The sequence below is a fragment of the Bradyrhizobium sp. CCGUVB4N genome (genome assembly GCF_024199945.1).
GTDB lineage: Bacteria > Pseudomonadota > Alphaproteobacteria > Rhizobiales > Xanthobacteraceae > Bradyrhizobium.
This window is the reverse complement of record NZ_JANADP010000001.1, coordinates 1,371,240-1,390,313: the sequence shown is the minus strand read 5'-3', so window position 1 is coordinate 1,390,313 and position 19,074 is coordinate 1,371,240. Positions and strand designations below refer to the sequence as shown.

Sequence of the window (19,074 nt, the reverse complement as noted above, 5' to 3'; positions counted from 1 at the left end):
TGGAGCGTATCTGAATTTACTGACAATTCTCACCCGACCGACCGACCGCACCTTGCGGCTTTTATCCTGCCATCCGCGGTCGGCTATTCCTTGCTCCCTCCCCAGCACTCTCCAACGTGCGACAAACTTCGACAACACGCGACGAAACGCGATTGCGATCATCGGGACTCCGATTCGGTTGATCGCTGCACAAAAAGCCTGGTCGCACCAGGTACGAAGGCCAGCATTCCCAGGTTCGAAAGATCTTTCGGGCTGTTCATTGAATGCAGAGCCGATGTCGATCTGGCCTTGACCGACGCGCCGTCGGCGCGATCAAAGATTAGTGCTGCCTGCCGCCCCGGAAGAGTGCGTCGGGGAGCCAAAGTCGCATACTCGTCTCGTGTGATGCCGATCAATCCTGCGAGCCTGGCGACGTAAACCTGCGTTTCCCGAGGTAGTGGTCGCCCCGTAGCCAGATGCGCCTCGTACCGTCCTGGACCAGCGTTGTAAGCTGCGAGAAATCCTTCCGATCCAAACCGGTCGAGCATCTCGCGCAGATAGGCCGTGCCTGCGAGAATGTTGTCGCGGGGCCCAAAGGGGTCGACACCGAGCTTGTAGCGAATACTCAGGTGGACCCAGGTTTGGGGCATGATTTGCATCAGGCCCAGCGCTCCCCGAGAGGATACGGCGCCCACGTTTCCGCTGCTCTCGACCTGCACGACAGCACGGATCCAGCGCTCCGGGATCGCAAATCGGCGGGACGCTTCGGCGACGAAGGCGGTATATGGATCGACATCCAGGGAGCTGAGCGAACGGGAATCAAGCGCCGGGACTGCGGTCTCCGCCAAAACGCTCGACGAGAGTTCAAGAACCAGCACAGCGGTCAAAGCGCAGACCGCCACTAAAGAGATGGAACCGCAAGCGTTTGCGCTCGCGAAGGTGACGGGTAGCCGGTTCGGCCGCTGGGTGCGAGGCCATCGCAGACATGCACCGCGCACGATCCTCTTCAAGACTCTGGCCGGGACGGAGCGAAGGTGCGGCGATCCATCGACCGGCGAGACTGCAAATCCACGAAGCAGGCTCTGCATGATCAGTCTTCCTTTGTCCACACGGGGAACGCTTGTCCGATCACGGCGGATGCTGGAATTGGCCCGAAGTAGCGGCCATCAAAGGAGTCCGCCGACTGCCAGTTCATGAGAAACACCTCATCTGACGCTATGAGGCGGCATCCGAGCCAAACCGGCAGCGGCCGGCCACGTGCATCGCGCTCGCGCGCCAGTCCCATCTCGATGTTGTCGACGGAGATGACGAGACCAGTTCTGCAAACGGTTTGTCCCGGCAGTGCCAGGACGCGCTTGAGCATGGGAACACCGGTCGGCAGGTAACCGTTCAAGTCCAGGAAGCTTGCGAGTGGCTCGGGCGGCCGAACCGCCACGAGCTCAGTGACCGTCAATTGTCGCGCTGGCTGCAGTCGATAGAAGCCGATTGGAACACTGTCTGAAGCGTTCCAGATGTACGATGGCGGTGCCTCTCTGTCCGAGCACAACGCCAGAGCTGCCGATCCACAGATCGCCAGCATAATTGATAGCCGTCCCATCAGAGCTCCCGTCTTCGGCGTCGCAGCCAAGCTTGATGGCGCGCACGGGTGTAGGTACGCGGGCTTTCGTTGACAGAGAGACGATTGTGAACGTGATGCCAGTAGTCTGGCGCAGCATCTGCAGGATTGATATCAAGTGCCTCCACCGCATCGATCAATTGCAGTGCGCGCTCGACCTTGGTCCATCCTGACAATCGCATCAGGCTCTCCCCGCCGGGATTGACCCAAGGTACGGTTGAATATCGCTGCCGGGGCGCTGCCGCGCGCAAGATGTCGATGCGGGACAGAACGGTTCCAAAATCGTTGGACGTCCAGCGCACGAATGCGAAAATGCTGCCGGTTGCGAATGACAGAACGCGGCGGTGGCGGTCAATGATCTTTTCCGATACGGGCCGGCCGAACCGAATTCGGTTCTCGAACCGCCCCTCGACCCACAAGAGTTCGACGGTTGTGACATCGCTCATCTAGCGGCTCCTTTGCTCAGAGGTGTTGCAGGTCCGCGCCAGCAGGCACTTTTCCGCAGCCGAATGGCTGCAACACACTTGCCTGCGGCTGAGCCGTCGTGGTGAAATCTAACTTGCCGCCGTTGCGGAATTCTCGCGGCGGTCATCCTGCCGATCGTAGACGAAAGGGTCTGACTCGTTGTGAGCAATCCGAGGGATTCGGGATTAGCAGGGTTAAGGGAGCGGAAAGCGATTGCACAGCAAACCCCTGGCGCTGATTTCCGTTCCCGATAGTACAAAGGTGCGGTCGCGGATGGGGCGAAAATTCTGGTCCGTGATAGCACGATACAATTCACAGACTTTCCTCCGGCGTTGAGATGCGCCCGCATCTTTGTAGCCTTTCTGCAAAGGGGACTGACCTGAAGTGGCGCGAAGTTCGATCGCTCCACACCGTCAATGTCTCGTGTAATGACAAGCCGATACGCGGGTGACGTTTGTCGACGGACGAACTGGCGCAGGTCGTAAGCAAAGTGCTTGAGCGGGGATAGGCTGCCCGACTTGGCGTGGAGGCGGACGAAATCAAAGCTCCAGCCGCACGTTTGACGGCCGCCATATTTTCGCAGGAGGCGAAAGAGCCAGCATTCAAATCTACCAATCAGATCGAGATAGGCTCGGTCCGTCGTCAACACGACGGCATCATTGAGAACCCCCGTGCAGACCCAATCCGGCAAGATCAGCTCGATTCCGCAGGCATGGCGGTGCATATCTGCCGTTCCCTTCCATTTGTTGATCCGGAGAACCGGTGCTGACGGCGCTCGGTCGGCCGGCGAATCGCGTTCAGGACCGATACTGATTGCAGCCGGTCGAGCGCAGCCCTGACGTTCGCAGTCGCGCACACTGGTGCCGCGATCTACGTAGGTCGGGATCTCGTATGAGGTAGTTTCATCAACCCGGATGGTTTCAAGCCGGCATCTCGAGCCTCGACAATCTGCAAAGCGGTCCAGATCACAACGTGCGCATCCCAAATCGGCTCCGTGCGATGTTCCGGCACAGCTTCCACTCGAATCATGATTGCCCCGGCGCTGAGGTCGATCGGCATAATCCGTTTCGACTTTGCCGGTGGGAAGAACGGATATGCCGTCAGGTTTGGCGCATCGCCCGGCATGAGATCGCTGGGCGATGAGCAAAACAGTTCTGAGTTGACCGCGTTCCGAGTGACGTTGCCCATAACCAGAGCATGTGTCGTTCGACATGGATCAGCGCCGCTCCTTGCCCGCATACGGAATGGGTGCGTGCCGCTTTGCAGGCAAGACCGTACCCATGCCGGGATCGCTGGTTGACTTCTTTGCTCCGCGGTCCACCCAGGCTTTCAGGTCCTCAAGCGCATAAACAACGCGCCCACCGAGCTTGCGATAGGTCGGCCCGGTGCCATAGGTGCGATGCTTTTCCAGGGTTCGGCCGGACAGGCCGAGAAAGCGTGCCGCTTCGGGGGTTCGTAAGTATCGCGGCGGCAAGCCGGCGGTCGGATCGGGCATTCGAGGGGCTCCGTGCTCATCTGGAGGGCTCGCGCGTCTGACCGCGCGCCGAAGAGCATGATGGCGGAGTAGAAGCACTTAAGGGGATGCCGAAGATGTGGGAATGATTTTCGGCACCCCTGCTTCGTTCCTTGCGAAATGACAGGCAGAGCACTTTCCGTCGATCTCCGCACTTCAGCACCAAACAAGTTACTCAAAGCGATAGTCAGATGGGTCGTTCGTGGGGTTAGAGGCGCGCTGAGGAATCGTTCGACGTCAAACACCGATCGTACGATGGCGCGGTACGCATCGATGCGTTCTTCGACGGCTCGCAGCGTCAACCTCAAACCTTCGCGGCGCTGGGGTAAATGAACAGAGGTCCGGGCGGGCGGCGCGCGATTGTGCGCCACCGACGATATAAGGCGTCTGCGCCGGTATCGAAAGCTGCATCGAGCGGCAGCCTGACTGGATAATGCGCACAGAACTGATTGCCGTGTCTCTTTCAGATACGAGGATCGTTGAGTGATACGGCATCAATCCACGCTCTGAATGTGTCCAATCAAAACTATTGATTTCTGCCGATCTTACGAGTGGCGGATAATACGGGTCAGGTTGCGAACACAGAAATGGACCGACCATCATCTTTGCCTCGGCTCTAGGAAGAATTCTAACGTTTGCGTCGAGCATCGGTCGACACCAGCCCATTGCGATCGTCTTCTTTAGCTGGTGAGGTGAGCGGCATTGTGCCGTCGCGAAGCGACGGACTTCCTCTGTCGTGTAGCCGCCAATTTCCAATAAACTACGGCATAGGTTTTCGGAGGGCTCTCTATACCGCTCCGTGCGACTGAGCGATGCTTGGGGAGTTCCAGCCTCGCAAGGAATTGGTCGCAGCCGATTGCGAGTCCAGTGCTCCGGCTGGATAAATGGATTGAATTCATGGCGCCCAGATCGTGCGAAACATGGACGGGGTCGTCTTCGAGAGGCGCTGCGATCGGGAGCGATACAACCTGCAATCTGTCCGCAACAACACCGAGCAACCAAAAATCTATGTACGCAATGCCTTAATCGGACGTGCCTTGCGTGCGTCAATCCGAAGCGCAGTGGGCGATCATGCAGCGAAGAAGCCAGAGCGCGACTACAATATCATCGGATGTTGTCGCGGCATGATGTCATCCTCGCTAACGGCAAGTCATCTGAGGATGGGGATGGTTGAAACCCATCTGAATCGCCATTGCTGGCGATGTTTCTTTCGACCGGCCGAAGGGTTCAGGACGAACGCTCGGTCTGGCCACGGATAGGATCTTGAATGATGAACCACGATGTAAGCCATTCGCCCGCGCTGTGCTTTCTTCTCGGTCTTCCGCGCTCGGGGACGACGCTGTTAGCGCATGTACTTCAGCGGCACCCGGATATTTTGGCTCCGCCTGAGCCCTGGCTCATGTTGGCACTTGAGGCCTTCGGTAAAGTGGACCAGCGTCACCCAGCCGGCGCATCATTGGTTCAGACCGCAACCTCGGAGTTCTTGGGACGAATAGATCGAACGATCGTTACCCGCGCTTTTGCCGATGCAGCTTATGGCCGGTATTTGGCCGCTGCAGGCAAACGCACCCTCATAGACAAGACGCCGCGCTATTGGACGGTGCTCGACTTCTTGGATTCCGTCTATCCGGAGGCACCGCGGCTCGTCCTAATGCGCAACCCCTACGCCATCGCCGCATCACTGAAATCGACGTGGGACGTCCCTCTCCTAGCCGCAAGTTGCCCGCCCGCGATCGCATCGTGTCTTGCCGATATCGCGTTGGGCCAGCCCACGCCCCCAATCGCTTCTTCGCTCGCCGACCTCGTTCTGGGGCTGCCCGCGCTAGCAGCTTACCGCACTCGACCTCAGACGCAGGTGGTACACTACGAGGTCCTTGTGGCGCAGCCCGACGACGAAGTTCGTCGCGTGCTTGCTGGCCTTGGTTACACTCCGACCGACATGGCATCGGCGCCGATGGGGCAAACGGACGATCTTCGGTCCAGCACCCTCGGGGATCGCAAGATCGTGGAGAGAAAAACCGTCGATGACCGCTCAGTGCAGGCTTGGCAAACTAACCTTAGCATCGAAGAGATGCAGGTCGTGACCGACCTGGTTGGGGCGGAGCTTTTGATAGAGCTCGGCTATGAGCAGGACCTTCAGTTCGCAAAGCGAGCCGGCGTCGTTGATAGGGGTCCAGAAGCAACTCAAGGCTATCGCCACTTGTTTCGGACCTGCTGGGATTTCCTGGACGGCAAGACAGGGAGATCATTCGAGATCCCCGTTGATGGCGCCGAACTAGACAGTAGCGGTCGGCAAGCTGAGGAAAACTCTTCGTTAGCTTTCGGCCGCTCGGTACTTCAACAAGCACAACGTCTGGCCGCGACCAAGAAGGAAGAGAATTTGCGGGCAGCAAATTCAATAGCGGCGCAGTTGAATGAGGCGCTCGCGGCTTCGAAGGCCGATCGAGATGCGCCGTCTGGAGACCATCCGTGATGGCGCGCCAACATTGATGTTGCGGGGGCAAGGTCATGGCCCAGGCAGACCCCGTTATCTCAGATGATAATCTGAGACATCGCTTCAGCTGTCATGCGCGAGCAATGTGAATTGGAAAACAAAAAAAATGCGACATTTGAGATACAAATGGCCGAGGTATCCGGCACAGGTCAGAACGATTGCTCGCTTGCTCTCGTCAGAATTGCCTGATCGGCAGGCGCACACGCAATATATAAGCCACGCTCCAACGATTGAGTTTCAAGGAACTCAGCACCATCAAGTGTCCGAGGGCCTGACCTCAGCCGCTCTACCCAATCCAGCCAGTTTGGCGTCAGAGCTGACGTTTGCTTAGCTCCAAGCGAGATAAACCCGCGGGGCGTGGCGGCAGCCAGCAATGTCTCTGCAACACTCCCGAAACTTGCGTCGCAGGTTTGGTCACGATGGCGAAGGACTATTTTCCGCGGGTCGGGAATGATTTCGCTGCCCCTCTATTATTGCGAGGCGATGGACGGAGCAACGCATGATAGCCGCGGCGCATCAGCGCCAAACCCGCCTGAACCAGGCGAATGACTCGGCTGCGCAGGTCGTGGGTCTTCCAGGCGCGCTCGGAGACGCGTCTTGAACCAAACAATACTTCGGCGATGGCACGATAGGAGGCGCCTTCCATGCGTAAATCGAGGGCGCGCAGCGCCAGCGCAAAACGCTTACGTCGTTGCGCCGACAGTCGATGAAACGGAGGTCCTGGTGAGCGACCGTTGACCGCACGCCAGAACCGATATGCGGCGTGGGCCCGGATCTCAAACTCGACGTCGGGCAGCAGTTTGAATGCATAAGTGGCACCGAACTGCGGGGCCTGTTTCAGCCACAGATGATGCTTGGTCCCATGAATGCGCAACACGACATGCCAACCGTCCGCTGCTTTCCTGATCCTGTCCGATGCAGGATCGGCAAGCGCAAGCCCAGCAGCAACGATATCCGAACCGGCAGCGCTCTGAACGATCGGTAGCACCGCCGGCAAAGCCTCCGGCGCCCAAAAGATGGTCTGCTGATGAAAGGACTTCTGTGGGTCATGAGCGAAAGCAAAGGCCCCATCTCCTCCGAAATTCAGGGGTCACCTGCCCGTGTTTCGAAACCGTGTCCCGATAGTCAGCTTGATACTTGGGATTGCGACGGAGGATTTCCCAAGCGAAATCCGACATCTCGCCGTCTTTGACGCCCGGGTATGACTCCGGTGAGCGCCAGTCGAATTTTGACACTGCTATGATCTCCCGCCTAATCGAATTGCGGCGCAGTGTCTATAAAGACTGGGGTTGCTATGGAAGCCACAAATTGTGCATCACGCGTGATGCACATAGTCGATCACGCCATCAATGGGAGAAGTTCTTTCTCTCTGCGCAATCCAGACGATGCATCTTTGCTACCTAGGAGCGCCAACACGAAGCAAGTCGCGGTAGCCGTGATCCGCCATCCATTTTGCGCGTGCCAAATGGCTGTCGAATGCATTGCGAGCGCGCACTGGCTCGCGGTCCGGATCGATATGCAACACGATCCTGACGACTTCGCTCCAATCAGCGCCATCCGCCTCGGCATCGAGGAGTCGCCAATACGTCACCAGATGCTGCTGGTCATAGGATGTCAGTTCCGATTCGTTCGGCGCCGCGTCCGCGACATCAGGATCTAACGCCGGCACTTTCATGTAAGCTCACGCGGCGAGTTCGTTATCTTCATTTGGCGAACTTACCGCAATAGATCGGTTATAGCCAGTGGTTTGATGGCCGCCCAAATGGCTGCTTTGGCGCATGAAAGCTCGCGCGCTTGTGGCCTGGAATGTGCGACGGATCCGCGTGGATCTTGGTATTCCGCAGGAGCAACTGGCTTACGATGCGGAGATTGACCGCTCATATCTGGGCGGCGTAGAGCGGCAAGAGGAGAATCCGACAATCGATCTTCTCGACCGGATCGCTAAAACACTTGGTGTTCATCTATCTGAGTTCTTTGTCCAACCACCCAAGGGAGCAACATCCCACAAGACATTGCGCAAAGGTCGCAAGCCGGCTCGTTCACGTCACAAGAAGAAATAGCGGACCTACTCGCATAAGTTCGCTGAAAAACATTGCAGTTTGGACGGCCAGAGTTTCGAAAGGCTGCGGAAGCGGAAAGGCTTCACGCGGAAGAAAATTCGCCGAGGCCTTCGGCTCTACTGAACAATATATCAACGGGTTGAAGTGTGGTCGGCGCAATCCGACTGTGGTGACCCTGTGCGAGCTCGCAAGCCAGCGGACATCAGCTACATCGATCTTGTTTGTTTGATGAAGAAATTTGCAAAGCACGTCCCAAGATTGCGAAGCGAAATTCACATAACAAGTAAAATGCGGATCGATCAGGTGGCGTTAAGCGATCTCTTTTGTCGGCTTCAAAGAGCGCCCCTCCCGATTGGATCGGGCGGGGCGTAGGTGTTGCGAGGCTTACTCGCCGGTCTTGCGCGGCCGCGACCAGAGCAGCGTGTAACCTTCGCCGTCCTCATCGTCGAACAGGCTGGCGTAGATCGGCGCGTTGAACGAGGGGTCATCGAGCTTGATCGAGAGGTAGTCGCGACCTTCCTCGGAGCGCTTGGACCATGCCGCCCCGATTTCTGCCCGGCCCACATAGACGCGGTGGCTGGGAGCGTTCTCGTTCGAGCGGTTGGCCTCGGCGACGATGCGGACGCCCCTGGCCTGCAGGCTCAACGTGACGATCTCGCCCTGGAAGTCGGAGCCGACTTTCTTGAAAGAACCGATGCTAGCCATGTCACTTCTCCTTGGTTTGTTTCGAGCCCCGCGACCACCGCGGCCTCGATGGCGATCTGAGGGCCGAAGACGATCGGCGACGCACCCGCGTCTTCCCGCGGGCCGGAGCGTTAAGCGGAGGATGCCGGCGGAGAGACTTTCTTGCCTCGCGAGGAATGGGCGTAGCCCAGGGGAAGAAAGTCTCCCCGGCGGCATTGCGTCTCAGACGATCGAGGCGCAGACGGTCTTCGGTCAGATCAAGCCAACGAGGCGAGGTGCGTCCGAGCGCTGAACACAGGCTTAAGCGGGAAAAGACGTGGCAGACCTCGCTTTGCAACACAAGAAGGCGGCAGGTTACGGCGCAGAGAAAGAAAGAGTGTGCGGGAAAAGGCGACACGGCATTGCCGTTGGGCAGCGGTTGCGACCGAGCATCTACCGTCGACCGCTCACGGGGGGCCGACTGGAGCCGTCGGTCTGATCTAGGCTGCGAAGTAACGGGAATCAGCCATTGAGCGACGATCTCTGTCTTGAAGAGAGAGCCATCAAGGCAGTGCGGCGATTATCGCGACGCTCTTGCCACTGTGGCAAGTTCGGAAACTGCGCAAGCGGCCGCACATCGAGCGCTCATGAGCTTGCTACCAGATTTCGACCGAGCAATCCTGGAGGATCGACCTCCATCAATCGGGCCGAATCTATTTGATGTGGGTGCGAGAGCGGTCACCCAATTAGACGAGGCGCGGCGGGCCTTCAACGGGGCGGCTGAGGGGGCTCGCCAGGCCCCCGCTGCTCTTGAGGAGCAGATTCCAGATGTACCTGCGAAAGCTGCGCACGGTCGCGATTTAGAATGATGGTTGACCGACCACAGCTTAAAGGAATGGATTATCCATTTGCCGCTGCGATCACTGCCTCAACTCATCACGAACCGGTTCGCACCCCGGCAGCGGCTACGAAAGGGCGGCTCTGAACCGCCAGGTCTTCGATCGAACATCCTCGTGAACGGGGACGCCGCGCGGCGAACGAACTGGAGCGCGATGGCACCACCGACACTCCGCCGTACGCACGTCGAGTACCTGCCGAAGGCTACACCAGTCCCTCTTCGTTCAGCCCGGGCAGCGATGCGCCGGGAACTGATGGCCTGCTTGCGATCAGGACGCGGCGTCTGCCGGGCAGAAGACTCAAAACCACGGGATCTTCCTTGGAATTGGAAGGCACGATGGTTCCGATTTCTTTGTGTATCCGCGAGAATGCTTTTCGTCAGCTAATGGTCAGCCAGGCGGTCTATCTCGACAGGCTTCGCATTATCGCCTGGATCGGAGGTGGATATGACGGGCATTGGCCGGCTGCGGCCTTTCAAGTCGCAGGTTGAGGCTGCTCGAGCAGACAGCACGTCGGGATCGAGCAGTTCGCGCTCAGAATCAGGACTTGCCGTTCGGGAAGGTAGCCAATCGTTCGATTCCGTCTTGGACCGGATGCGCTCTGGGCCGCAAGACAGAACGGCGCCGGTCCTCAGCCAGCCGCGAACTTCGGGTACGGAGGTCCCCATTTCGGCGACAGGCGACGAGATCGAGGCAGCAAAGCCACAAATGGACGGCCTGCTTGAGGAACTTGATCGTTGCCGTAATGCGGCCACGCAAGTGTTGCGGAACTCATCGGAGCCGCAAGAGCTGATCGACCAGCTCGTCAAGGCAGGCGCAAAAGTTCTGGACTACCGCGCGAGCCTGCCCCCGCATGTGGCGCGTAGGGTTCTGTCCGATGATCGGACTCGCCGCCTCCGCGACGAGGTGCTCCATGCGGCGGACCAATGCAACACACTGGCCACCCCGACCATCTTCGCCTTGGAGCAGAGCAGATTGACTGCGACACTCGTGCTTGAGCGGATGCTCCAATCCAACGCTCCCTCCGATCAAATGAGCCGAGCGGTTTCAAGCGTAGCAAACCGCTATGCGGCCTGCATGGAGTGGTGGGAAAAAAAGGCATTGCGTTCAGAGCGGATGCAAGGCGTCTGCGCCGCTACTGCTAAATTGCCCAAGCCAACGACCAAGATGCGGCAGGCCGAAGAGGCCGCACTGCGGCTGCACAGCGGTTGGGCACTTCATACGAAGTGCATGCATCTGCAATCGCGGGTCGCTCTCGCGCAAATCATGATTGAGCCTCACGCGAACACGTTTCAACCAGTCATGAGGAAAATCCTCATGGCCGAGAGCGGACGGGCGCGCCTGTTGGGAACCTTCCTCGGGGACGTCTTTCCGGCATTCGTCTCGACATCCGACGCAGTTCTACACAACCAAGGACGCGTACTCGACGGAGCGCACTGCGCCGTCCTGGAAGGAGTCATGGAGCGACTCTCAGAATTTGCGTTGGGGGTGCACGACCTCGTTTCAAAGCTAAGGGATGCCGGAACAGGTGCCGACCTTCCATTCGAGTTGTTGGGGCGCATCGTGGAAGGCGCGTGGCTCACTGCGCACGACGTTATGCGCCTCCTGGATCTACAGCCCAAGACGCCAGTCATCATTTCACCTGCGCTCGAGGATGGGGCTGCGATACCGGCCAACACTGCCGGCGAGGCTGTCGTGGCCGAAGGCACGACAGCGCGCAGGAAGGGGAAAGGCAAGCGCACGCCGGCCGTTGGCGCCGGGAGTTCGGCGGCCGGGCGGATGCAGCCGCAGGTCGCTACGTCCGAGACGGCGCCAGCAACCAAGGTTCTCGTGCTCTCGGATCTGGGAACGAAGAAGCTCTTGAGCGCAGAGGAGGCGCATGCAAGGGCATCATCGTCGGCGACGCACTTGGCAATCTGGCAGGCCCCGCCCTCGATGGAGGCACTGACGCCACTCCTCGAGCGTTTGGACGAACTTTTGCAATTCGATCTGGCTGGTCAGCAAAGGACCGCCTCGCCAGTGCGCCAGATGAAACCCGAGGACGCCGACCACGTCGTGGACACCGTGGTCAAGCGCCTGCAGACCCAGGCCACTGAGATGCAGGCCTGTGTGGCCGCGTTGGAGGAGCCTCGCCGTCGCGGTCTACTCACGCCTGTGCAGTTGCGCGAAGTGCACGACAAAATAGTTCGGCTCAAGACGATGGGGTCCGAGGCGCAGGGGCTGGCCAAGGCTTTGAACGAGCGAAAGGCCACGACGAGGATTGATTGCATGAAGACCTACGCCTTTCCGTCGCAAAAGTACCTTGAACACTTGCGGTCGGACGAGGAGTTGGCGCCTGCGGATCTACCGCGCGCGCTAAAGGGCGAGCCAGGAGTGTTGTTTGAGATCATGCTGCAACCCAAGGCGCTGCGCAATGGTGCAATGCCGAGTCCGATGTGGGTGCACATCCATACGAAGCGGCCGATACATGCGCGGCAGTTGGCGATGCTTGATGACGCTGACTTCGCCGCTTGCCACGTCAAGTCCAATGAACAGCGCGGCTACAATCGGCAGTGGCAAAATGCCCAGGCAGCGACGGGGCATGAGAACGTCGTGGTCCATCGCGGCAAGCTCACGCCTGTGTTCTGTAGATCCTTGTTGACCACGGCGCTTAGCGACCACTCAGGCTATCCGTTTGCTGAGGCGGAGCGCTGGTCGACGCAGGCCGCTCGACACTTGTAGTTGGTGCGTCCCACGGAAGAGCGCCTCGTGGTGACACCATCAGTGAGACCTCCGACTCCGGAGCCAGGGACCCGTGATCAGGTCGTGGGCCTTCAGCAGCCGGTCGACTAAAACTTCCGAGACGCAGTCCAGTCGCTCGCCGCCGAACGCGCGGCCAGTTCTCGCGGGGATAGCTCCGAAAAGCAGTTCCAAAGCCATGTTGCAGAAGCCAAGCGGCTGATGACGGCCAGGATTGGGCCGATCACGGCTCCGGCACTTATTGCACCGGCGCCGACAGCTCAAGCCTTGGAAGGCTGCAACTTTTGCAGCGTGGCTCGGACTCCACACCCGCTGCTGCGCACCACGGGTGGAAAGCAGAAGCTCGGCAAGATGTCTTTCCTGGATGAGCGGACCCCTGCGCAGACTGCTGACCATCGCAGCGAGCGGGGCGGTGCGTTGGGCAAACGCTCGCCAAATGTGTGGCTCATGCGCATGCTGAATCGGGGACCGCCCATTCTCCTCATCGCTACCATCGTCAACAAAATGTCCACGCAAGCGCATTGATGGAGAGACTGAATTTATTGAGCTCTAGCTACCGCAGATAATTCTGCCGCGAGGCCCTGAAGTGTGAGAAGGTCAAACAGAGTATGGCGGTCTTGCGACGCCACGTCCTAGACCACGCTGGCGTCAGAGGCATGACGCCGGATCTGCGTTCGATCGGGCGTATCGACGGTTAGGCTACCGCAAGCCGCGCGCGAGACACAGGTGCAGAGCTTGCTGTTTATCGCCCGCTCCTCACTGCTGAAGAAGACGTCACGATGATCGACTTGGGCAGACGGCTCCAAGATCGGCAGGACGCAGAGGCCGCATTCTCCGCGCCGGCAACCGAAAATCATCTCGACGCCAGCATCTTCAAGCGCCTCTAGCATGGAGCGATTGGCAGGGACGTCGATTTCTAGACCCAACCTGGGAATCCTGACCTTGAACGGCGCATCCGCAATGTTGCTGGCATTGCCAAACGTCTCATAGCGGAGATGCGGCGCGGGCCTGCCCGCTTCGCGCCACAAGCGCTTTGCCGCCTCCAACATCCCGAATGGGCCACACACATAGAGTTCGCCGCGCGGATCCAATTTGGCGATCTCGCCGGCGATATCGATGCGCTGTCCCTCTTCACTGACAAAGATCTGGAGCCGTTCGCCGATGTAGCGGGCAAGCTCTTCCGCGAATGCCAGGTCGAGGCGGCTGCGCGCTGAATAAAGCAGGCGAAACTTCGCGCCCGTTTGCTTCAGCGCCAGCGCCATTGTGTAGATCGGCGTAATGCCGATGCCGCCGGCCAGCAGCAAATATTCCGGGCGGTCGTAGCTCAATTCGAAGCTGTTCCTCGGCTCGGAGATCGTGAGCCGTTCGCCTGTCTTGAGGTGCCACATGCCGACAGACCCGCCCCGGCTGGAAGCGAGCCGTTTGACGGCGATGCGATAGAGCCCGTCCCCGCAAGGCCCTACCAGCGAATAGCTACGCAGCTGCGACCGCCCGTCGATCGGTACGACGACGTTGATGTGACTGCCAGGTGTTACCCTGATCAACGGCCAATCCGGCTCGATCTCGAAAAGACGGACGTCGGGCGTGAGATCGCGCGTGGCGCGAAGACGTGCACTCATCCGTTCCATCGGCTTGGCCATGACTTTTCGCCTATTCAGCTGCAACGTCTTCGATCACGCCGTCCTGTTCGCCGGCCATCATCCGGTCGATCAGCCGCCGTGCCCAGAGCGCGCCCGCATCGATGTTGAGATCGTAAAAAGGCGAACGCGGGTTCTTGTCGATGGCGGCCTGCTGCGCCTCCAAGATTCTGTGATCCTGATCATAGACGCCTGCGCCGCCATTGACGTGGGCGAGCTGGAGCTCTCTCGTTAGTTCCACATCATCCTTCCGATAATCTCGGACGAAGTTCCAGAAATAGTGGCAGGTCGTCTCGGTTTCGGGCGTGATCGCCGCCAAGAACGCGCCGCTGACGCCGTGCGAGCGATCGCCTAGCGGCGCGCCCGTATTTGTAAGTGCGACGCCGACGTCGCCGACCACGACCGACGGTGCCTGAAACGTCACGATCTGCCAGCGATCGACGCGGCCCGGCCGTGCGAGCTGGCGCCCCCAGAACGGGGGCGGCTCGATGTCGATCATCCAGCGCGTCATCGTCGCCGTGTTGTCCGTGTGGGTCACATCGAAGGGCGCAGCCGTGATCGCCTCGTCACCGATGCTGCCGGCGTGCACATAGGTCTCGTGCGTAAGGTCCATGAGGTTGTCGACCACCAGGCGATAGTCGCATTTCAACTGATAGAACGTGCCACCCTCGCCAGCCCATTGTGTGTCACCGTTCCAGTGAAACTCCGGAATTTTGTCGGGGTCCGCAAGCGCGGGATCGCCGGGCCAGAGCCAGACCAGGCGATGTCGCTCAGCGACCGGATAGGCACGCACGCAGGCTGACGGATTGATCGTCTTCTGTGCAGGCATGTAGGAACAGCGGCCGGCCGAATTGAAGACCAGCCCGTGATAGCCGCACATGACGTCATCGCCCTTGAGACGTCCGAGCGACAACGGCAGCAGTCGGTGCCAGCAGGCATCCTCCAACGCTGTCACGGCGCCATCCGTGCGGCGGTAGAGCACGACGTTCTTGCCGCAGATGGTGCGGGCGGAAAGCTCGCGGACGATCTCGTGACACCATGCAGCCGCGTACCAGGCATTGAGCGGAAAGGGTTTGGGTGCGTTCATCGGGCAGCTATCTCCATGGTTCGGTCGATGGTCGCGGGCTTGCCGTCTTAACTCCCACTTTCGAGCAGATTGCGTTGGCAATAGTTATCGGACAATCGGACAGAGTTGATATCCCTTATCTATTCTTCCGATATCGCATCGTTTTCCGCCGGGAGAGTCTTGAGGAGATGGCAAAGAATTGGGATCCATTCGCGATTGATTTTGCCGCGATCCGTACCTTGCGCCTGGTGTCGGAACTGGGTTCGTTTTCGAGGGCCGCCGAAGCACTCGGCACCAATCAATCGACGATCAGCTACACCATGGATCGGCTGCGCGCGGCGTTCCACGACAAGCTGTTCGTGCGCCAGCGCGGCGGCATCGCACCAACGCCCCGCTGCGTCGAGATCGTCGAATGTGCCAGCCGCCTGCTCGAAGGTTTTGAAGGCTTAATGCAGCCGACGGATTTCGATCCCGCAAGCGCGTCCGGGCGGTTGACAATCGCCTGCAACTATTACGAACGCTCGATCATTCTGCCGCGCACCATCGCCGAGATCAGGCGTCGGGCGCCGCGCCTGGTGCTGGAGATCAAGACGGCGCGCGCCAAAGGTATCGCGTGTCTCAAACGCGGCGAGGCCGATCTTCTCCTCGGCCCCTACGACGTGCATGAGGATAGCCTCTATCATCGCCATCTGCTGGATGACCACTATATGTGCGTCATGCACCGCAGCCATCTTCTCGCCGGCAGGAGGCTGCGTGTCGACGACTATGTCAAGGCGAGCCACGCCGTCGTCACCTATGGCGGCACCTGGCGATCAGGTTATCTCAGAGGATTGGATGAACGCGGCCTGTCGCTCAACCAGGTGGTCACGGTGCCGAGCATTTCCGATCTCACCCACATTCTCCCCAGCACGGATCTGATTTCGACGGTGCCAAGCCGGATCGCTTCGAATATCGCTAAATCCGTCGTGGCCACGTCGTGTCCTTTCCCCGAGCCGTTTCAGATCGGGATGACCTGGACGTCGCGGACGCATCATTCCGCCGCCCACCGGTGGCTGAGGCAACTCATGGCTCGAATTGCCGGCGCTCTGCCGTACAGGGCCGCTCTTGCCGCGCCGTCCGGGCGCAACCGCGGCAGCGCCGATGCGAGAACTTGAATTGCCCGCCCGCCCGCGCGTCGGTCTCTCCGCTGCTTTCGAATTTTCGTTCCCCCCCTCCTCTGTCCTCACGAAGCCGCCGACGTGCCGACGGTTCTTACACGGCGAACGTTCCAGGCAGCTCGATCGGCCTCGGTGGGTTCCAATCGGACGAGTTCTGGTCGCTACACCGCGTGGATCGGAACGAGACAAACCGATATTCCCGGTGCCTTGCTGCCCGCTTCAAAGAGCGCCGTTTCCGGGCGGATCGATCGGGCGCACTACACTTACTTCTCGGTCTTGCCCGGCCACACGAAACGCACGTTTGGCTTTCGCCGACCTCGTCATCGAACAGGTTCAAACAATCAAGAGAGCAGGTTATACGAGTCTACCAAGTATGATGTTTTTGGGAGATTTGACGTGAGGCTTTCCTGCGCTTGAGCACGAGATGTTTTCGACACTGTCGCTTCGCAACGGCCCATTTGATGGGCTACGGCTTTGTGGCTGCAGGTCGATGAAGGTACGGATATAGACCTCTAGCCGCCCGACCGTGAAGTGTGAAGACCTCGTTGGATTTGCTTTGTGGTGCGTTCAGCCAGCCCAGGCGCGATGATTGATCCATGACGCAGACGTCGGCGGAGATTCGGTATGATGCCGTGGCTGTTGAGCGAGCTACGCTACGATCTTAGGTATCTTGGTGCTTTCGCGACAGATCGTGGCGCGCAACATTGAACTTTGAAGTCATCTTCGTCGAGGTGCGGCAGCATGCTTATCGCGCCAGAGGTTGATGGCACAAAGCATCCCGCCGAGATGGCGGGACGTGGCTCGATCAGACGAAGGTAAAGTCTGACGCGGTCAGGTGCAGATGGGCCAGATCGGCCACACCTTGAAAGCTGCCCAGATGGGCGAATTCGTCCACGTGGTTCGCGGAGGTGACAAAGGCCAAATTCGCGGTTTGGGTCTGGTAATCGTGGTAGACGATGATGTCGCCGGCGTTCTCGCCGGAGATCGCACTCGCCGCCTGAGTACCGGAGGCGAAAGACCGATCAGTGATTACTACCACGTGTTCGCCATTGGCACCGGAGGCCGCTCCGCTGTAAAAGGTGTCAACCGGATAGCCCGGCTGTTCACTGGCGTGGTTGACGAAGTTCGCCCTGGAACCGTCGTTATAGAGACCCACGGCATCAAAGGCGAGAGTGTCCTGCGCCGGATCGAAATCGCTGATGCTGGTATTGTCCGGATCCGGCCCGTACTTCGGGTCGAGCCCGGGGATCGGGTCGTGGAACTGGAAGACAAAGGTGTCGTGGCCGGAGCCACCGCTCAGAATATCCCTGCCGTCACCGGCAAAGAGCACATCATCGCCGGGGCCACCGTAGAGCTTGTCATTGTCTACAGCGATGATGCGCGGTTGGTCGCGGTTATTGCCGCCGTAGTCGCCGCCGTAGAGATAGTCGTTGCCCTCTTCGCCGAAGACCTGGTCATTACCGGCACCACCGAAGACGCGGTCATTGCCCTCGCCGGCCGAGATACAGTCGTTGCCAGCCCCCCCGTCGATCCAGTCATTGCCCCGGGGATCCATCATCAGATCGTCGCCGCTGCTGCCGAAGAGGCTATCGTCACCCGAGCCACCCTGGATAAACCTTTCCATCGCAAATGCTCCTTAGGATTCCCCCCCGCGTCGCTGCCCGATGCCTTCGTATTCCTCGTTAGGACGGCTAAAGAAATCGATTGTTTTGATGGATATCATTTACATTGCGAATGCATTCATATGCGCGTCACGGGCTTAGACTTGCACGTATTCTCCGTCATCTAGGGTCTGTCACCATTCATCAATGAGAGTTGAATGCTCGTGATTGCAACTGCAACCACAGGCGCGCGCGAGGGCGAAACCTGCCCCATCGTGCTGACGGTGACGCTCTCGGATGGTAACTTTCCGCATTCCTTGATGCGTCAATCGAAATCTCGCGCGATAAAGCTCGCAGAATTTGTGAGGCGAGAACTAATGTCGTTTCCTTGGGTCGCTAAGAACCGGAACCCAAGTCCGACAGCGGAGCGGCGACCTGATGCCTAACGCCTGAATGGCCATACATCGCAGTCGCCGTTGGATTTTTCCGGTTCTTGAGAGACTAGACTTGCCTCTCGCTTCGCTGATCGTTTTCGGCCGCGTCTTTCGTGGTCCGCTTGCCCCGTTCGCCTTCGGGCGCAAGACGTAGTACCGGCCAACCGATGCTAGCCGATGCCGGTCTTATTCTTGGCCATAAGCCCCTCCTCCCACGTGACTTGGGTGCGCTCTAACCAAAAGAGCGCCCCTCCCGATTGGATCGGGCGGGGCGTAGGTGTTGCGAGGCTTACTCGCCGGTCTTGCGCGGCCGCGACCAGAGCAGCGTGTAACCTTCGCCGTCCTCATCGTCGAACAGGCTGGCGTAGATCGGCGCGTTGAACGAGGGGTCATCGAGCTTGATCGAGAGGTAGTCGCGACCTTCCTCGGAGCGCTTGGACCATGCCGCCCCGATTTCTGCCCGGCCCACATAGACGCGGTGGCTGGGAGCGTTCTCGTTCGAGCGGTTGGCCTCGGCGACGATGCGGACGCCCCTGGCCTGCAGGCTCAACGTGACGATCTCGCCCTGGAAGTCGGAGCCGACTTTCTTGAAAGAACCGATGCTAGCCATGTCACTTCTCCTTGGTTTGTTTCGAGCCCCGCGACCACCGCGGCCTCGATGGCGATCTGAGGGCCGAAGACGATCGGCGACGCACCCGCGTCTTCCCGCGGGCCGGAGCGTTAAGCGGAGGATGCCGGCGGAGAGACTTTCTTGC

Annotated in this window: 16 protein-coding genes and 1 pseudogene; 4 read left to right on the top strand and 13 right to left on the bottom strand. The window is 59.4% G+C overall.

Translation table 11 applies throughout. From position 1 onward, the window contains the following. Nucleotides 1-158 precede the first annotated feature (158 nt). The 5 genes and pseudogenes from NLM31_RS06435 to NLM31_RS06415 all read right to left on the bottom strand — a co-directional run bounded on the left by NLM31_RS06435 (nucleotide 159) and on the right by NLM31_RS06415 (nucleotide 3,554). Complete coding sequence (locus NLM31_RS06435; protein WP_375167533.1) at nucleotides 159-857, bottom strand: lytic transglycosylase domain-containing protein; 699 nt, start codon at nucleotides 855-857, stop codon at nucleotides 159-161. A 212-nt stretch (nucleotides 858-1,069) separates the two neighbouring features. Beyond that, complete coding sequence (locus NLM31_RS06430) at nucleotides 1,070-1,576, bottom strand: S26 family signal peptidase (protein ID WP_254128512.1); 507 nt, start codon at nucleotides 1,574-1,576, stop codon at nucleotides 1,070-1,072. Next, the gene (locus tag NLM31_RS06425) at nucleotides 1,576-2,040 is read right to left on the bottom strand and encodes a DUF2840 domain-containing protein (RefSeq protein WP_254128511.1); all 465 of its coding nucleotides are present in this window, start codon (nucleotides 2,038-2,040) and stop codon (nucleotides 1,576-1,578) included. The genes NLM31_RS06430 and NLM31_RS06425 overlap by 1 nt, the downstream gene beginning before the upstream one ends. Further along, a pseudogene (locus NLM31_RS06420) lies at nucleotides 2,037-3,118 on the bottom strand (replication initiator protein A). The gene NLM31_RS06425 and the pseudogene NLM31_RS06420 overlap by 4 nt, the downstream one beginning before the upstream one ends. Before the next feature lie 157 nt (nucleotides 3,119-3,275). Beyond that, nucleotides 3,276-3,554 (bottom strand): AlpA family transcriptional regulator, encoded by a 279-nt coding sequence (locus tag NLM31_RS06415; protein WP_254128510.1) that lies wholly within the window; start codon nucleotides 3,552-3,554, stop codon nucleotides 3,276-3,278. 1,285 nt (nucleotides 3,555-4,839) lie between these two features. Here NLM31_RS06415 and NLM31_RS06410 point away from each other — a divergent pair. Beyond that, nucleotides 4,840-6,045, top strand: coding sequence for a sulfotransferase (locus NLM31_RS06410; RefSeq protein WP_305884441.1), 1,206 nt, complete (start codon nucleotides 4,840-4,842; stop codon nucleotides 6,043-6,045). A 451-nt stretch (nucleotides 6,046-6,496) separates the two neighbouring features. Here NLM31_RS06410 and NLM31_RS06405 read toward each other — a convergent pair whose 3' ends face one another. The 3 genes from NLM31_RS06405 to NLM31_RS06395 all read right to left on the bottom strand — a co-directional run bounded on the left by NLM31_RS06405 (nucleotide 6,497) and on the right by NLM31_RS06395 (nucleotide 7,741). Further along, on the bottom strand, nucleotides 6,497-7,054 hold the full coding sequence (locus NLM31_RS06405; RefSeq protein WP_254191808.1) for a DUF2285 domain-containing protein: 558 nt from the start codon (nucleotides 7,052-7,054) through the stop codon (nucleotides 6,497-6,499). 58 nt (nucleotides 7,055-7,112) lie between these two features. Continuing rightward, entirely contained in the window at nucleotides 7,113-7,244 is a 132-nt protein-coding gene (locus NLM31_RS06400) for a transcriptional regulator domain-containing protein (protein WP_254135235.1), read from the bottom strand. A 218-nt stretch (nucleotides 7,245-7,462) separates the two neighbouring features. After that, complete coding sequence (locus tag NLM31_RS06395) at nucleotides 7,463-7,741, bottom strand: DNA -binding domain-containing protein (RefSeq protein ID WP_254191807.1); 279 nt, start codon at nucleotides 7,739-7,741, stop codon at nucleotides 7,463-7,465. A 103-nt stretch (nucleotides 7,742-7,844) separates the two neighbouring features. Between NLM31_RS06395 and NLM31_RS06390 the strand changes: the two genes are divergently transcribed. Further along, nucleotides 7,845-8,126, top strand: a complete 282-nt coding sequence (locus NLM31_RS06390; RefSeq protein WP_254128505.1) for a helix-turn-helix domain-containing protein — start codon at nucleotides 7,845-7,847, stop codon at nucleotides 8,124-8,126. A 384-nt stretch (nucleotides 8,127-8,510) separates the two neighbouring features. Here NLM31_RS06390 and NLM31_RS06385 read toward each other — a convergent pair whose 3' ends face one another. Beyond that, a complete protein-coding gene (locus NLM31_RS06385) occupies nucleotides 8,511-8,831 on the bottom strand; it encodes a DUF736 domain-containing protein (RefSeq protein ID WP_254128497.1) in 321 nt (106 codons plus the stop codon). 1,301 nt (nucleotides 8,832-10,132) lie between these two features. Here NLM31_RS06385 and NLM31_RS06380 point away from each other — a divergent pair. Further along, nucleotides 10,133-12,406: a hypothetical protein gene (locus tag NLM31_RS06380; RefSeq protein ID WP_254191806.1), complete on the top strand. Its 2,274-nt coding sequence runs from the start codon at nucleotides 10,133-10,135 to the stop codon at nucleotides 12,404-12,406. A 650-nt stretch (nucleotides 12,407-13,056) separates the two neighbouring features. On the opposite strand, the gene NLM31_RS06375 is transcribed toward NLM31_RS06380, so the two are convergent. Both NLM31_RS06375 and NLM31_RS06370 read right to left on the bottom strand, forming a co-directional pair. Beyond that, the gene (locus NLM31_RS06375; RefSeq protein WP_254191805.1) at nucleotides 13,057-14,064 is read right to left on the bottom strand and encodes a PDR/VanB family oxidoreductase; all 1,008 of its coding nucleotides are present in this window, start codon (nucleotides 14,062-14,064) and stop codon (nucleotides 13,057-13,059) included. Between the two features lie 10 nt (nucleotides 14,065-14,074). Beyond that, nucleotides 14,075-15,148: an aromatic ring-hydroxylating dioxygenase subunit alpha gene (locus NLM31_RS06370; protein WP_254191804.1), complete on the bottom strand. Its 1,074-nt coding sequence runs from the start codon at nucleotides 15,146-15,148 to the stop codon at nucleotides 14,075-14,077. A 167-nt stretch (nucleotides 15,149-15,315) separates the two neighbouring features. Between NLM31_RS06370 and NLM31_RS06365 the strand changes: the two genes are divergently transcribed. Further along, entirely contained in the window at nucleotides 15,316-16,281 is a 966-nt protein-coding gene (locus NLM31_RS06365; RefSeq protein WP_254128501.1) for a LysR family transcriptional regulator, read from the top strand. 808 nt (nucleotides 16,282-17,089) lie between these two features. Here NLM31_RS06365 and NLM31_RS06360 read toward each other — a convergent pair. Together NLM31_RS06360 and NLM31_RS06355 are read right to left on the bottom strand one after the other, a co-directional pair. Beyond that, complete coding sequence (locus NLM31_RS06360) at nucleotides 17,090-17,908, bottom strand: calcium-binding protein (protein ID WP_254128500.1); 819 nt, start codon at nucleotides 17,906-17,908, stop codon at nucleotides 17,090-17,092. Between the two features lie 700 nt (nucleotides 17,909-18,608). Further along, the gene (locus NLM31_RS06355) at nucleotides 18,609-18,929 is read right to left on the bottom strand and encodes a DUF736 domain-containing protein (RefSeq protein ID WP_254128497.1); all 321 of its coding nucleotides are present in this window, start codon (nucleotides 18,927-18,929) and stop codon (nucleotides 18,609-18,611) included. Between the last annotated feature and the right edge of the window lie 145 nt (nucleotides 18,930-19,074).